The sequence below is a fragment of the Cyanobacterium sp. genome (assembly GCF_054166785.1).
In genome coordinates this window covers 17,151-33,225 of record NZ_JBSZCP010000066.1, presented here as the reverse complement: position 1 = coordinate 33,225, position 16,075 = coordinate 17,151, and the positions used below count along the sequence as shown (strand labels likewise).

Sequence of the window (16,075 nt, the reverse complement as noted above, 5' to 3'; positions counted from 1 at the left end):
ATTTATGCTTTTTGCCACCCTAATTTTTGAGTAGTTTCTTTTATAAATGTGTTGAAAAATGCTTGTTTTTGATTGTCTTTAAATACTTTTTCTATTTTCTTTTTAATTATATCAATGTTAAATTTAGGGGAATTTTCTTCTATGGTAATATCTTGTTGTTCTAAGTATTCAATAAGACTCAAACTACATATTCTGGTTAAATAGGCGGCACTGATTCCTTGAATTACTCCCCCTGCAACATAGGTAATGGTGTTAGTTTTTAAAATGGAGCCGATCGCACGGGAGGACAATTCCACGATACCTAATTTGATCATTAATTTAGCTAATGCTAAGGAAATTTGTTTGCCTTGATTGAGGGTTATTTTCTGTTGATAGATAGCCCCTAAATCCACGATCATTTGAGTATTAATAGCACCTACGGCTAAAAGGTCTAAACTTGCTACGGGGTTGGCAAAGGTAGCGGCGGCGGCCATCCATTGATATTTTTCAACGATGGGTAAAGCTTTTTGTTTTCTGATGATATTTAGTTGTTGATGTATTTCTTTTTTTAGTCCTAATAGTTGTCTGTAACTTGTCGCTAAAAACAAATCTTGTTGATTATTTTCTAAAATTTGAGAGAGATAATTAGTAAGACTATTACATTGAGGTTTAAGGTTTTCTTGCCATTCTTGATAGTTATCTTTATCTTGATATTTTTTTACTTTAATTACTTCATTTTTAGTGGAGATAATAATGATTTCTTCGGGGTTAATTATTCCTTTTATTCTTGTTTCTAATTCTTTTTTTATTAGTTCTTTTTCTTCAGGTAAATTGTAATCTGACTGATTAAAAACTAAGACGGTCTTTTGCTGATTTATAATTAATTTTTTGATTATTTCTTTTTCCGATTCCGTCAAATCCCCTTGAACAACAAACAAAACTAGGTCATGGTTAAAAAGTAGTTGGTCAAATTTATCCGTATTTAAAGATGAGGGGGTAAAGGTTTCAAATTGACAATGGTGATTATTTATTTCTTGGTTGAGGATATTTTTTAGACATTCATTATTTAATTTATGGTTACTAACGATCGCAATTTGGGTTGTGGTGCGATCGCCCTTAACAATATCTTCTAAGGGTTGGAGAAAAGGATTTTCCGAAGAATCAGATTCTTGAGCAAAAATAGTAATTAATTTTTTTACCTGAGCTAGAGCCTGACTAAAACTTTCGGGGGTGACAGGATCAAAAACCAGAGGAAAATTATCTTCCTTGCCACGAGGATTAAACAACCAAAAAAAACCACTAACCAAAATCAAACCCCAAAAACTGTATTCCCCCAGATGAGGAAAAGACTGGGAAATTCTTTGCCCCATAAAAAGAAGGAAAGAAAGCCCTACACCAGAAATCAGAATCGGTTTTTTAATGGAAATACTCATAACAAAAAAGAAATTAAAGATAAATTTATCATAAAATCTTTGTTCCCCCTTGTCATCCTAAAAACTGGTTTGCTCTAAAGTAGGCTCTGGGGGCATTTCCATATTAGGAGAATCTGAACCGGGATTATTACTCGGAGGAGTAACATTGCGAGGATCCACATTATTATTAGGGGAGCTAGGACTTCTAGGGGGTGCTGGGGGGGGAGCTAAACGGGAGCGCCATTCTTGAATATCTCTACGGGCTGCATTGTACGCAGAAGTACCAGAGGGAATCATCTCAGCGATGTTAATGGCTTCCTGTAGTCCTGAGCGCCCGGAGCCTGAGCCATTACGTCTGGCAATACCCAAAATTTCTTCTGACCAACTATTCACCGCATTACGTCCTTCGGTGGTAACATCTGTGGAAGAAGGAATGCGACGGGCAATGCTAATGGCACGGGAAAGGGATTGAGCATCTCTATTTTGGGCGATTCGGGTGGCTTCGTCCAAGTTTTGTCGAGCGGTAATTTCCCTACGCCATGTTCTAATCCGAGATTGAGCATCGGAATGCAATGAGCGATTATTTCCGATGGCACTAGCAACGTTAATGGCTTCTTGGTATCTGCCTTGACTACCGAGGGATATGGCTCGATCTAGGGTGGGTTGGTCTTCTACCCTTTGAATATTGCCTCTCCATTGGGCGATGAGGTTTCTGGCTTCGCTGTGCAAGGCTCTGTTGGCTTCAATTCTCTGGGCTTGGGCGATCGCCTCTTGCCAACCGCTGACGGTATTTCGAGAAGCTAATTCTCTGGCTCTATTGAGGTAGGGTTGATCTTCTTTTATCTGAATTTCCCTTCTCCATTTTCTAATTTCCTGTTGAGCTTCGGAATGGAGGGGATTTTCATTACTAATAAATTCGGCTCGGGCGATCGCCTGTTGTAAACTATTAATATTACCCGGTCTGGCTAAGTCTTTGGCTTCGGTAAGATAGACTAGGTCTTCTTTTTGTAAAGTCCAACGGTTTCTTAATTGTCTCGCTTCGGCATAAACCCCACTACTAGAGGAAATTTTATCTAACTGAGAGATGGCTAAATTTAAACCTGAGATGGTGTTCAGATTCGAGTTTCTACCCGCACTAGCTAGATTTGACCAATCATTCGCCTTATCTCGTATAGGGCTACTGTTAGGAATTTGACGGGCAATGGCGCTAACTTCCGTCCAGTTGCGATCGTCGATTAAACTCTTAACAATATCTATAATTTGACCTTCTGCATCCCTTGCCAATTCCATGGCTCGATCATAGGAAAAACTAGACTGGGGTATTCGAGAAGCAATGTCAATGGTTTTAATTAAATCCTCCACTCCTCCTCTTTTGATAGATGCAAAGGCTTCGTCCAGCTCACTGCTTTCTTCTTGGGCGAGGGTAATGGTTTGTACCATTTCGTCATATCGGGTACTGCTCCAGTAGGCGTTGTCTAATTCTAGGAGGCTAACGGTGGCTAAAAAGGCTTGATTCCATTGTCCACGACGTAATTTTTCTTCTATGTCCGCAACGATGGCTTCTCCCTCTTCCCATACACTCTGCCAAGTTTCTATTTTCTGAGCGATTAACTCTTGGTTGGCTTCACGGGGAGGAATTTTTTTGGCGATGGCGATGGCTTCTTCTAGTTTTCCATCATGGTATTTTTCCTGTGCTATGGCCAAAATACGATCAGACCAAGTGGTAATATATCGATTGACTTCATTGATAAGGGGGTGATCCTCTGGTAGATTGGCAATTAACTCAATGGCTGCCAAAAAACCTTCCACGGTGTTCTCATCGGCTCTTAACTGGGCGCAGTATAAGCGATTTGTGGCGGAACTAAATAACAAAGATAACCTATTACAATTATTACTGGTGGGAAATCTTAGTAACATGGAGGTGGCTGCAAACCCGACTCCTCCAAAAAAGAGTACCAAGAATACACATATTATTTGCCAAGTGAACAAATTGTTTTTGTTATCGGTTTTTGTCGTCATAGTTTGACTAGATTAATAATTGAAATACTCTATTAAAATGTACCCTTTCAGGATCTAAATTAATTTTTTTTTCTTTACCTAAAATATATGGGAGATAATTGCTTTTATGGCGAAAGCCTTAAAATTTAATTGATACAAAAAATGTTTTTATGAAGATATTTTAACATGGGAGTCCAAATAATTAGTAATAAAATCTTAATATTTGACTAGATGAACCTTGAACAGGTTTTTTTTGTCCTTGAAAAGTTAAAATTTCATACTCAAATCTAGCCATGGAGCGCGGGTAATGGTGGCACTGGTGGAGATAAAATCTACTCCTGTTTGGGCTATGGTGCGAATATTTTCGAGGGTGACGTTGCCCGATGCTTCTATTTTGATGTTTTGATTAGCTCCTCTAATTGTGGTTACAGCTTTTGTCATTTCTGCCACATCCATGTTATCTAACATGATAATATCCGCTTGATGCTCGATCGCCTCTTGCACTTGCTCAAGGTTACTGGTTTCTACTTCAATGGTGAGAGGATAGGGTATATTTCCACGGATAAGGGCGATCGCCCTAGCAATACTTCCCGCCGTTTCGATATGATTATCCTTAATCATCACCGCATCATCCAAACCCATACGATGATTGATAGCACCCCCCACCTGAGTGGCATATTTTTCCAAAATCCTTAATCCGGGGGTTGTTTTACGGGTATCCACCAACTGGGTAGGAAAATCGGCGATCGCATCCACATATTTCCTGGTCATGGTAGCCACACCGCTAAGGTGCATCACCAAATTTAAAGCCACCCTTTCCCCCGTCAATAAACCATCCATTTCCCCTTCCATTTCCACAAGGATAGTACCGGCACAATGATAATCCCCTTCTTTAATTTTTTCTAAAAAAAATACCTTTTCATCTAATAATTGAAATACTAATTTCCCTATGGGTAAACCTGCAACTACCCCATCTTCTTTCAATAACCAATGGGCTTTTTGATATTTATTTTCATCGGTAAAAATAGCATTTGTCGTGCGATCGCCCCTACCAATATCCTCTAATAACCAACCCTTTAACAAAGGCTCTAAAATCAACTTTGAAGGTACACTCACCATAAAAAAATATTTTCAATTCTACAAAAAAATGTTTCCCCCCTTACTATAAGAGGGGCTAAAAGGAAGTATCTAACCAGTCCTATTTCATCGCCGCCACGGGTAAAGATAACTGACCATTATTACCAGAACCTTTACCATTGCCATTATTACCAGAATTATTATTATCTAACAATAGACTACGAATCAACCTCGCCGTAGCTTTCCCTGCCAAATCTCCAGCGATCTGTTGTCCCAGCTTTTGAGTTTCAGAGTTTTGTAAAATTTTAGTAATAATCGGTACTAACTTGATGGGATCATAACCCTCGGTTTCCTGTAATATTTCAATAATATTTTGTAAATGCTCCATCGATTTACCATCCATCGAACCATTACCATTATTCATTACCGCAGGAGGTTTAGGAGAATCCCAACCCACAACCTTTCTCACGGAACTAGAAATATTAAACCATGTTTTTTGTCCTATGGTATCAAGGTAATTAACAATCTCCGTTGCCAATCTTTCCCGAATAAAATTACCCCTCTCAGACAGTAAATATTCCATACCCTGATTCATCACCCTATCAAAATCATAATCAGGGGAGTCCTTCGCATTTCGCAACAGATTTTCCAAACGATTCCAACGGAAACTACCATCCTTGAATAATAAATCCCTCAAACTTGCCTGTAATTGAGCAGAATCATCCGTTAATAACCTCTTAGCTACATAGGGATAAGCCTTACTCAATACCTTAAACTCAGGGTCAATGTTAATGGCAATACCTTCCAATGTCACCATAGAGCGAATAATCAAAGCATAGTAGGCAGGAACACGGAAAGGAAACTCATACATCATCGCCGACATCTCATCGGTAATTTTTTTGAAATTCAACTCCGCTACACTAGCCCCCAAAGCATTGTTGAAAACTTCCGTTAAGGCAGGTATGATGGGCGTTAAGTCCGTTTCAGGGGTTAAAAAGTCTAAATTAACATAATCTTGGGCTAACCCATCAAAATCACGATTAACAAGGTGAACCACCGCTTCAATTAACCCATATCTCTGGTAAGGCTCAATGTTACTCATCATGCCAAAATCAAGGTAAGCTAACCTACCATCCGCCATGGCCAAAAGGTTACCAGGGTGAGGATCTGCATGGAAAAACCCATGTTCTAACAATTGACGTAAAGAACATTGTACCCCTACCTCTACTAAATGGGTGGCATCAATGCCTTGGGCTTGGATTTTTTGAATATCAGTTAATTTAGTTCCCTCAATCCATTCCATGGTTAATACTCGTCTGCCAGTATATTCCCAGTAGATTTTAGGCACATAAATCTCTTCTAAATGACCATATAATTCTTTGAACTTAGAGGCATTGTCTCCCTCCTTCATATAGTTCATTTCCTCGAAAATACGAGCCGCCAATTCATCGGTAATGGCCACTAAATCTGAGCGAATACGCCTAACATTTTTTTTAATCCATGTAGCTATGCTACGCATGATATATATGTCAAGGGTAATCCTTCCTACCAAGTCAGGACGTTGTACCTTGATGGCCACTTCTTCCCCTGTTTTTAGTCTGCCTCGATAAACCTGCCCCAAAGAAGCCGCTGCAATGGGATCTGACGTTATTTCCTCATATACGTCATCGGGTTTTGAGCCTAATTCTTCTTCTATAAACCGATAGGCTATTTCATTGGGAAAAGGAGGAAGTTGATCTTGTAAACTGGTTAATTCTTCTAAATAAGCGGGGGAAACTAAATCTGGACGGGTAGAAAGGGCTTGACCAATTTTGATATAAGCAGGGCCCAGTCTTGTTAATATTTTTCTGAGTTTTTCAGCTTGTTTTTTCTGGTTTTTCTTGGATGTACCCCAGAGGGAGTGCCACCAGTTCGTGAGCATAAATGAAGCGAAGGGAAAGGAAATATTAATCAATCTTCCCAATACTTGTAAAGGTTTTCCCCGATAATACTCAATAATAGCGTCTGGATTATATTCCCAGTCTTCGGGGGTGATGTCTGTAATGGGTCCTAAATTTCCTTGATCGGTCTTAGGGGGAGTTACAATTTCCGAGGGGACATCAATTATCTTTTCTTCTTGGTTAGATAATGTTTGGGGGGAAGTAGTTTGAGTCATGAGATCCGCACTATATTATTTAGTATCTGGGGGTTGTTAGTCATTGTAACAAGATCTTAACATTTTTCTCACTATTCGCCCGAACGGTTGATGGTTGGGAAATTAGTAATTGACAAATTTATTTAAACAGTGGGCAAAACTTGAGAGCTTACTTCTTGTTTCAAATTACCGATAAGATATAACAAAGCCATCCTTACGGCTACTCCGCTGGTAACTTGATCTGATATTAAACTAAGTCTTTCATCGTCCATTAGATCTGAACTTATCTCCACCCCTCGATTTACAGGACCTGGATGCAATACTTTTACCTCTGGATTACATAGTAAGAGGCGATCGCGCGTAATGCCAAATAATTGATGATATTCCCTTAAACTAGGTAATAAATAATCCGCCATACGTTCCTTTTGTAACCTTAACGTCATGACAAAATCAGCATTTTCGAGGGCTGGTGTTAGGTGCCAATGGATAAATAAGCGGTCTTTATATTCAGGTTTTACGGTATCGGCAAATAAATTTGGTAAAAGGGTAGGGGGGGCGCATAGGTGTAGTTGTACCCCAGAAGCCAAGAGACTATTAATATTAGAACGAGCTACCCGAGAATGGATTATATCCCCCACAATGGCAATTTTTTTACCCTCCAATAATTCAATACGGGGATTTTTTGGATCTATTAAATTACAGATAGTGAATAAATCTAGTAATCCTTGGGAAGGATGTTGATGTAAGCCATCCCCCCCATTAAAAATACTTACCCCTGTTTTGAGTCGATCCATTTCTTGGGCAATGTTTAACGGCACTCCCGATTGACTATGACGAATTACCATGATATTCGCGCCCATAGCTAGATAGGTTTTAGCGGTATCAAGGATAGTTTCCCCTTTGGTGAGGGATGATGAGCCGGGGGCAAAATTGAGAATATCGGCGGACAATCTCTTGGCTGCTAACTCAAAACTACTACGGGTACGGGTGGAAGGTTCAAAAAACATATTGGCAACCACTTGCCCTTGCAAGGCAGGAACTTTTTTAGTTCTACTTTTCAACACATCCCGAAAACTAGCAGCGGTGGTTAAGACGGTGTCGTACTCTTCTTTGCTAAAGTCTTCTAGGGAAATAATATGTTTTTTCGTCCAGGGGGTTGTATTCGTCATATTTTGGGTTTTTGTTAATGTTGTGGGTGGGGAATTGGGGTACTTCAATTATCCATTCTCAATTATCAATTATCAATTGTTTTAACTGTTAATTTGTTTCTCGATAACTATTTGATTACCATAAAAAATAACCGAGGCTTCCGTTTTACACCATCTCAACATCCAATCAGGTTGTAAACCAAAGATAATAATTAAAGCGGCAAGGGCGATCGCAGGTATTCGCTCAGACCACATTACACGGGGCAAACTAGCCAGTTCGGTAGTTAAACGACCAAAAAAGACTCGATTAACCATTAAGAGGAAGTAAACCGCCGTTAAACCCGTTCCAACTAAACATAACAGGGTAGGTATGGGGAAAATGGGAAAACTACCACGGAATACCAAAAATTCAGCGATAAAGCCCACCATCCCGGGAATCCCAGAACTTGCCATCACCCCCAAAATCATCAAGCTACCCGTCACAGGTAATCCCCTTTCAGGATTTAACAAACCACTGAGGTAGTTTACATCACGGCTACCCGTTTTTTTGTACACAATACCCACCAAGATAAATAACATGGCGGAAATTAAACCATGGCTTACCATCTGTAAAATACAAGCCTCCAAACTTAGGCGGGTAGTGGCAGCCGCCCCCAGTAAAATATATGCCATATGGGCGATAGATGAATAAGCAACCACCTTTTTCATGTCCTTCTGGGCGATCGCACAGGATGCCCCATAAAGGGCGCTAATAGCCGCCAAAAAAGCCAAATAAGGAGCCAAAACCAACCAACCATCGAGGAATAAACCAACCCCAAACCTCAATAAACCGTAAGTTCCTAATTTTAATAAAACTCCAGCCAATAAAACCGATACGGGGGTACTAGCCTCCACATGGGCATCAGGTAACCAAGTATGGAAAGGAAAAATAGGAATTTTAATAAATAAACCAATCAACAAAGGAATTAACAATAATACCTGACTAGCCACAGGAATAGAATGGGATTTGAGAGGCTCAAACGCAAAAGTCGATTCTCCGCTCAACCATACTAAACCGAGGAAAGACACCAAGACAAGGAAGCCAGATAACACAGTATAAAGTAAAAACTTCATCGCTGCATAACCCTTTCTCACTCCTCCCCAAATAGCTATGAGAAAATATAAAGGAGCAACTTCCACCTCATAAAAAAGGAAAAATAGCAGTAAATTTTGAGCTAAAAATGCCCCCATCACCCCCGCACTAAGTAGTAAAACCAATGAAAAATAAAGTCGAGGTCGAGGTAAATCTTTAGGTGTAATATAAATAGCCGTTAAAGTCAAAAAACTATTTAGACAAATGAGAGGAAAAGATAGACCATCTAACCCCAAATCATAACTTAACCCTAACCAACCAAGCCACTGATAAGTCTCCGTAAACTGTAAGTTAAAAGTATTAGTATCAAATTTTAAAGCAATTAATAAATTAATAAAAACAGTAATAATTGCAAAAACTAAAGCAATACTACGAGCAATATTAGGATTTTTATTTTTGGGTAAAAAGCCCACTATTAAACCACCTAATACTGGAATCCAAATTAATAAACTCAGCATTTTTTAATAAAAGTAAATAATCATAAAGTTTTTCTTAAATCTAACAAGGGGCTTAAGCCCCTTGCCCAAACCCAAGACATCTTGCCCAAAACCAAAACACCTTGCCCCATAAAGTAGTGAGCATTGCCCACCAACTAAAAATTCCAATAGCCAAGAATGTTGGCCCACTGACCACTCAAAATTGACCACATTAAAATACTTACCCCAATTAAAATAGTAAGAACATAAAACTGAGATTGTCCAGAAGTATTGTACTTTAAAGCATTACCACTAAATATAGTGAACAAACTAACTAAATTTACCGCCCCATCTACCACATAACGATCAAACCATGTCGTTAGACGAGATAAACCCGTAACAAAAGCCACCACCGTATATTCATAAATTTTGTCCAAATAAAAGTCGTAAGCCAGTAAATCTTGAGCAAAACGTACAAACTTATTTAAAGGACGATCCCATAATCTATGTAATGGTAAAGCAAATCCTGCCACAACTCCAACCACCCCAGCAATAACTAACGTCGGTACCGCAAAAGTTAACACCTGAGCATCATTGCTCGTTAAAGGGGATGCAGGGTTTAACCAAAGGGAGTATTTTATAGGAATTAAAGGGGTAAGTAAGGCAATAATAGTTAAACTTACCATAGGTAAAGCCATAGACCAGATAACCTCTGGCGCTCTTTTGGTTTTGGGTTGGGGTTTTCCGAGGAAAACAAGGCGAAATACACGGGTAAAATTCAGGGCATTGATAAAATTCACCCCTAATAAAATTCCTAATAACCACCAAGACACCTCAAATGTTCCATTAAACCAACGGGAGAGAGTAAAAAACATTCCCAACGGTAATAACGCCACAATTCCTGCACTACCAGTCATAAAGGCGATGGTTGTTGCGGGCATTTTTGACCATAATCCCCCTAACTCAGTAATATTTTGAGCCGTGGTGGTAAGAATAACCGAAGCCGCACTCATAAATAACAAAGCCTTGGCAATACCATGGGTTAACACAATCAAAAAAGCAATATCCACATGACCTAAACCCACCGCAATAAATGCTAAACCGAGATAGGCACTGGTAGAATGGGATAAGGTCCTTTTTAAATCCACCTGTGCCAAGGCAATCAGAGAGCCACCAATGGCAGTAATAGAACCAATAATAATCAAAGCATTGGCTGATACAGGAGAAAGGGTAAACACAGGCTCTAGCTTAATCAGTACATAAGCCCCCGCCGAAACCACCACGGAATTTCGCAGAATACTAGCGGGGCTAGGCCCTTCCATACCTTCATCTAACCATAGATTTAGAGGAAACTGAGCGCACTTACCCGTGGGGCCTGCAATTAGAGATAAACCTAACAAAGCGGCGGTAAAATCAGATAAAGGATGATCTGCTGCCCAAGTAGTTAACTCAGAAAAGGTCAAACCAGCCCCATAACTAGAAAGGGCGACTAAACCCATTAATAGGATAATATCCCCCACTCTTTTAGTCAAAAAAGCATCCCTCGCAGCGGTGACAACTAGGGGTTGTGCATACCAAAAACCTACTAACAAATAAGTAGATAAAGTTAGCAACTCTAATAAACCATAACTGAGGAGTAAAGAATCACTGAGGGCAATACCACCAATGGCGGCTTCAAAGAAGCTCATGATGCCAAAAAATCTGGCTAAAGACCAATCTTTTTCCATGTAGCCAATGGCAAACACCTGGGCTAATAGGGTCATTAAAGTTACTAAACTTAAAGCCGTCATGCTAATCTGAGAAACTTCCACCGCAAAGGATAGTTCTAAATCAGCAATGGTAAACCAAGGAAAATTTAGATTAAAAGAGTCATGTTTAAATACATAGTTAAAGGCAACACTACCATGAAGGAATGATAGTAAAGTCATAAAAATGTTGATATAAGCAGCGGGGCGCTGACCTGTGCGACGCAGAAAACCTAAAGCCCAAGGAAGGGTAAATAAAGCCCCTAATAAACTATAAAAAGGTACTAACCATACATATCTAACGAGAAACTCTGTCATCACTTTGAATTTTTTAAAATCTGCAAAGCCTAAATCAAAAATTACCTAGCTATTTAACAATAAGGATATTATTGCCAAATTGTAGGAAGATTCAACATAAAAATATTTTCTTAAATTGCTATCGACTGTACCATATTTTCGACTTCTCCCCGAAATCCTCCTCCTAATCTACTATCTTGTAGTCGGTATCTTTTTTATTAGGCTCAATTGCTGTTAACTAATACTCATAAACAATTCCCTGACTTTAACCATCAAAAACTCTATTTTTGTAACAAGTTGTAACAAAATACTACGGATTACCGTAAAGATTCTCAAAAATATAGGCAAAAGAACCTATTTTCGTGGTACAAACAATAAAGAGCGTATCTTAAGCTCTGTAATAATTCTTAATATATTCCGTTTAAATTCACCTACATAGGAGAAAAAACATTAATGTTCACAAACGTAAAATCCGCCATCAGACATATAGCACCAGAAAACCTAGGAGATCGTGCTTTAATGAAGGTGGTTTATGTTGTTTTAGAACCTCAGTATCAGAGTTCTATTTCTGCGGCCATCAAATCGATTAACGCTCATAATCCTAATCTTGCCATTGAAATTAGTGGTTATCTAATCGAAGAATTGAGAAGCCCTGAAAACTATGAAGAGTTCAAAAAAGATGTAGCAGAAGCAAACATTTTCATTGCATCTCTAATCTTTATCGAGGAATTAGCTCAAAAAGTGGTGGAAGCTGTGACTCCCCACCGTGATACTTTAGATGCGGCGGTGGTTTTTCCCTCCATGCCTGAGGTAATGCGCCTAAACAAAATGGGTAGCTTTAGTATGGCACAACTCGGACAGAGTAAGAGTGTCATCGGCGACTTCATGAAAAAGCGTAAACAGAAAAATGGTGCTGGTTTTGAAGATGCCATGCTCAAACTTTTACGCACCCTTCCTACGGTATTAAAATATCTACCAGTGGAAAAAGCCCAAGATGCTCGTAACTTTATGTTAAGTTTCCAGTATTGGTTAGGGGGTTCTGCGGACAACTTAGAAAACTTTTTCTTGATGTTGGCTGATAAATATGTTTTCACGGGGGAAAAGTCTCTACTCAATCGCAATGCAGAATATGCAGAGCCTATTGTTTACCCTGATATGGGTATTTGGCACCCCCTTGCCCCTAAAATGTTTGAGGATATTAAGGGTTATCTCAACTGGTATAACAGCCGTGATGATATTAGCGATGACCTAAAAGATCCCCTTGCTCCTACCATTGGGTTAGTATTACAACGTACTCACTTGGTGACGGGGGATGATGCCCATTATGTGGCGATGTTACAGGAGTTTGAATATCGTGGTGCAAGGGTAATTCCTGTTTTTGCAGGTGGTTTAGATTTTTCTAAGCCTGTGAATGAATATTTCTGGGATAAGCCCGTGCAAGGGGTTGAGCCTTTACCCATCGTTGATGCGGTGGTCTCTTTGACTGGTTTTGCCCTTGTAGGAGGTCCTGCGAGACAGGATCACCCCAAAGCGGTGGATTCCTTAAAGCGTCTCAATCGTCCTTATATGGTGGCTTTACCTTTGGTATTCCAAACCACTGAGGAATGGGAAGAAAGTGATCTTGGTTTACACCCTATCCAAGTAGCTCTGCAAATTGCGATTCCTGAGTTGGATGGTGCCATTGAGCCTATTATTCTTTCTGGTAGAGATGGTAATACTGGACGTTCTATCACTTTACAGGATCGGGTAGAGGCGATCGCCTCCAGGGCCTTAAAATGGACAAACCTACGCAAAAAACCCAAATTAGAGAAAAAACTTGCCATTACCGTCTTCAGTTTCCCCCCCGATAAAGGAAACGTCGGTACAGCGGCTTATTTAGACGTATTCGGCTCTATCCATGAAGTCTTGAAGGGAATGCAACACAACGGCTACGACATCCAAGACGTACCCGAAACCCCCAAAGAACTAATGGAAATGGTCATCCATGACGCTCAGGCACAATACTCTAGCCCTGAATTAAACGTGGCTTACCGCATGAGTGTGGAAGAATATGAGCGTTTAACCCCTTACTCCCAAAAACTAGAAGAAAACTGGGGACCACCCCCCGGACATCTCAACAGTGATGGACAAAACCTCTTAATCTACGGTAAACACTTCGGTAACGTCTTTATTGGGGTTCAACCTACCTTCGGTTATGAAGGAGATCCCATGAGATTGTTATTTTCTCGCTCGGCTTCCCCTCACCATGGTTTTGCAGCTTACTACACCTACCTTGAAAAAGTTTGGGGCGTTGATGCGGTACTCCATTTCGGAACCCATGGCTCCCTCGAATTTATGCCTGGTAAACAGATGGGGATGTCTGGAGATTGTTACCCCGATAGTCTCATCGGTAATATTCCTAACATCTATTACTACGCTGCCAACAACCCCAGTGAGGCAACCATCGCCAAACGTCGTAGTTATGCCAATACCATTTCTTACCTTACCCCCCCCGCTGAAAATGCTGGACTCTACAAAGGTTTGGAAGAATTGAGTGAGTTAATCGGTTCTTACCAAGGGTTAAAAGAAGGTGGTCGTGCGGTGCAAATCGTTAATACCATCGTTGATCAAGCCCGTATCTGTAACCTTGATAAAGATATTCCTGAAATTGCTACGCCCGAAGGGCAAGAGCCTCAATTATTTGACTCTAGCATCCTCACCGAAGAGCAAAGGGATACTATCGTTGGGGCGGTATATCGTAAGTTGATGGAAATCGAATCTCGTCTTTTACCCTGTGGGTTACACGTCATCGGTAAACCTCCTACCGCTGAAGAGGCGATCGCAACTTTAGTCAACATTGGTAGCTTAGATCGTGAAGACGACGGAATCTGGAGCTTACCCACCATCATCGCCAGAAGTATCGGGCGTAATATGGAAGAAATTTATCGTAACGCCGATAGAGGGGTACTCGCCGATGTAGAACTATTACAACACATCACCGAAGCCACCAGAGCCGCCGTCAGAGCCTTAGTAGAAGAACAAATTAACGCCGAAGGAAGAGTCTCCCTTGTTTCCAAGTTAAACTTCTTCAACATGGGTAAAAAAGAACCTTGGGTTGCCAAACTCCATGAATTTGGTTATACCAACGTGGATGAAAAAGCCATCAAACCCCTATTTGAATTCCTCGAATTTTGCCTTGAGCAAGTTTGTGCCGATAACGAATTAGGCGGTTTACTCAAAGCCCTTGAGGGGGAATATGTACTACCCGGCCCTGGGGGAGATCCCATCCGTAATCCCAATGTATTACCCACAGGGAAAAACATTCACGCCCTAGACCCTCAAAAAATCCCCACCCTAGCCGCCGTACAATCAGCTAAAATCGTGGTGGACAGACTCCTAGAGCGTCAAAAGATCGACAACGGTGGAAAGTACCCAGAAACCATCGCCTGTGTATTATGGGGAACCGACAACATCAAAACCTACGGTGAATCCCTCGCTCAAATCATGTGGATGATTGGAGTAAAACCTGTACCTGATGCTTTAGGAAGGGTTAACAAACTCGAATTAATTCCCCTAGAAGAATTAGGCAGACCCCGCATTGACGTAGTGGTAAACTGTTCTGGAGTATTCCGTGACCTATTCATCAACCAAATGAACTTATTAGATCAAGCGGTGAAAAAAGCAGCGGAAGCCGATGAACCCATCGAGATGAACTTTGTGCGCAAACACGCCTTAGATCAAGCAGAAGAAATGGGTATTAACCTCCGTCAGGCGGCCACCCGTGTATTCTCTAACGCCTCTGGTTCCTATTCTTCTAACGTTAACTTAGCGGTAGAAAATAGTAGCTGGGAAGAAGAGCAAGAATTGCGGGATATGTACTTAAACCGTAAATCCTTCGCTTTCAACTCCGACAATCCGGGGGTAATGGATGAAGGCAGAGACATTTTTGAGAAATCCTTGAAAACTGCTGATGCCACCTTCCAAAACTTAGACTCCTCCGAGATTAGCTTAACCGATGTATCCCACTACTTCGACTCTGATCCTACCAAGGTAGTAGCATCCTTGCGCGATGATGGTAAAAAACCCTCTGCATACATCGCAGACACCACCACCGCTAACGCTCAAGTGCGTACCCTCTCGGAAACTGTGCGCCTAGATGCCCGTACCAAATTATTAAATCCCAAATGGTATGAAGGTATGTTATCCCACGGTTATGAAGGGGTAAGGGAATTATCCAAACGCCTTGTAAATACCATGGGTTGGAGTGCCACCGCCGACGCTGTGGATAACTGGGTATATGAGGACACTAACACTACCTTTATCCAAGATGAAGAAATGTGTAAACGGTTGATGGATTTGAACCCCAATTCTTTCCGTCGTATGGTTAGCACTTTATTGGAAGTTAACGGCCGTGGTTATTGGGAAACTTCTGATGAGAATATTGAGAAGTTACAACAACTTTACCAAGAAGCGGAAGATCGCATCGAAGGTATTGAGTAATAATTACACCGATATTCGATTTTTTGTGAATATTAAATAATTTTAGTAGGGATGTTCTATAGTCGAACGTCCCTATATTTTTTTATCTTAATCTCTGAGAAGATTCATGCTTTTAGAGTTAAGATAATTAAATTTTAAAAATAATGAAGCATTCAAAATATTGCCACTATCATTTAAAGCTATTTATTTTGAGAAATGTTGAAATAAAATAATTTTCAGATCAAAGATATAGTTATATAATATAAGTCTGCAATTTCG

Annotated in this window: 8 protein-coding genes; 1 reads left to right on the top strand and 7 read right to left on the bottom strand. The window is 40.3% G+C overall.

The window, feature by feature from the left end; translation table 11 throughout:
• Nucleotides 1-2: 2 nt before the first annotated feature.
• The 7 genes from ACXITR_RS13690 to ACXITR_RS13660 all read right to left on the bottom strand — a co-directional run bounded on the left by ACXITR_RS13690 (nucleotide 3) and on the right by ACXITR_RS13660 (nucleotide 11,359).
• Nucleotides 3-1,412 (bottom strand): DUF697 domain-containing protein, encoded by a 1,410-nt coding sequence (locus tag ACXITR_RS13690; protein WP_457997781.1) that lies wholly within the window; start codon nucleotides 1,410-1,412, stop codon nucleotides 3-5.
• Between the two features lie 57 nt (nucleotides 1,413-1,469).
• The gene (locus ACXITR_RS13685) at nucleotides 1,470-3,410 is read right to left on the bottom strand and encodes a hypothetical protein (protein ID WP_457997780.1); all 1,941 of its coding nucleotides are present in this window, start codon (nucleotides 3,408-3,410) and stop codon (nucleotides 1,470-1,472) included.
• Nucleotides 3,411-3,656: 246 nt separating this feature from the next.
• A complete protein-coding gene (gene nadC / locus ACXITR_RS13680; RefSeq protein ID WP_457997779.1) occupies nucleotides 3,657-4,508 on the bottom strand; it encodes a carboxylating nicotinate-nucleotide diphosphorylase in 852 nt (283 codons plus the stop codon).
• A 79-nt stretch (nucleotides 4,509-4,587) separates the two neighbouring features.
• Nucleotides 4,588-6,621, bottom strand: a complete 2,034-nt coding sequence (locus tag ACXITR_RS13675) for an ABC1 kinase family protein (protein WP_457997778.1) — start codon at nucleotides 6,619-6,621, stop codon at nucleotides 4,588-4,590.
• A gap of 122 nt (nucleotides 6,622-6,743) precedes the next feature.
• Nucleotides 6,744-7,769, bottom strand: a complete 1,026-nt coding sequence (locus ACXITR_RS13670; RefSeq protein ID WP_457997777.1) for an aspartate carbamoyltransferase catalytic subunit — start codon at nucleotides 7,767-7,769, stop codon at nucleotides 6,744-6,746.
• Between the two features lie 81 nt (nucleotides 7,770-7,850).
• Nucleotides 7,851-9,338 carry an NADH-quinone oxidoreductase subunit M gene (locus ACXITR_RS13665; protein WP_457997776.1) on the bottom strand — a complete coding sequence of 496 codons (1,488 nt, stop codon included), beginning with the start codon at nucleotides 9,336-9,338 and terminating at the stop codon, nucleotides 7,851-7,853.
• A 134-nt stretch (nucleotides 9,339-9,472) separates the two neighbouring features.
• Nucleotides 9,473-11,359 carry an NAD(P)H-quinone oxidoreductase subunit F gene (locus ACXITR_RS13660; protein WP_457997775.1) on the bottom strand — a complete coding sequence of 629 codons (1,887 nt, stop codon included), beginning with the start codon at nucleotides 11,357-11,359 and terminating at the stop codon, nucleotides 9,473-9,475.
• Between the two features lie 432 nt (nucleotides 11,360-11,791).
• Between ACXITR_RS13660 and ACXITR_RS13655 the strand changes: the two genes are divergently transcribed.
• The gene (locus ACXITR_RS13655; protein ID WP_457997774.1) at nucleotides 11,792-15,817 is read left to right on the top strand and encodes a magnesium chelatase subunit H; all 4,026 of its coding nucleotides are present in this window, start codon (nucleotides 11,792-11,794) and stop codon (nucleotides 15,815-15,817) included.
• The last annotated feature ends 258 nt before the right edge of the window (nucleotides 15,818-16,075 follow it).

Bases quoted from the DNA above. Each gene is read 5' to 3' on its own strand.
- ACXITR_RS13670 (WP_457997777.1), bottom strand. From the start codon at position 7,769: ATGACGAATACAACCCCCTGGACGAAAAAACATATTATTTCCCTAGAA.
- nadC (WP_457997779.1), bottom strand. From the start codon at position 4,508: ATGGTGAGTGTACCTTCAAAGTTGATTTTAGAGCCTTTGTTAAAGGGT.
- ACXITR_RS13685 (WP_457997780.1), bottom strand. From the start codon at position 3,410: ATGACGACAAAAACCGATAACAAAAACAATTTGTTCACTTGGCAAATA.
- ACXITR_RS13690 (WP_457997781.1), bottom strand. From the start codon at position 1,412: ATGAGTATTTCCATTAAAAAACCGATTCTGATTTCTGGTGTAGGGCTT.
- ACXITR_RS13660 (WP_457997775.1), bottom strand. From the start codon at position 11,359: ATGACAGAGTTTCTCGTTAGATATGTATGGTTAGTACCTTTTTATAGT.
- ACXITR_RS13675 (WP_457997778.1), bottom strand. From the start codon at position 6,621: ATGACTCAAACTACTTCCCCCCAAACATTATCTAACCAAGAAGAAAAG.
- ACXITR_RS13665 (WP_457997776.1), bottom strand. From the start codon at position 9,338: ATGCTGAGTTTATTAATTTGGATTCCAGTATTAGGTGGTTTAATAGTG.
- ACXITR_RS13655 (WP_457997774.1), top strand. From the start codon at position 11,792: ATGTTCACAAACGTAAAATCCGCCATCAGACATATAGCACCAGAAAAC.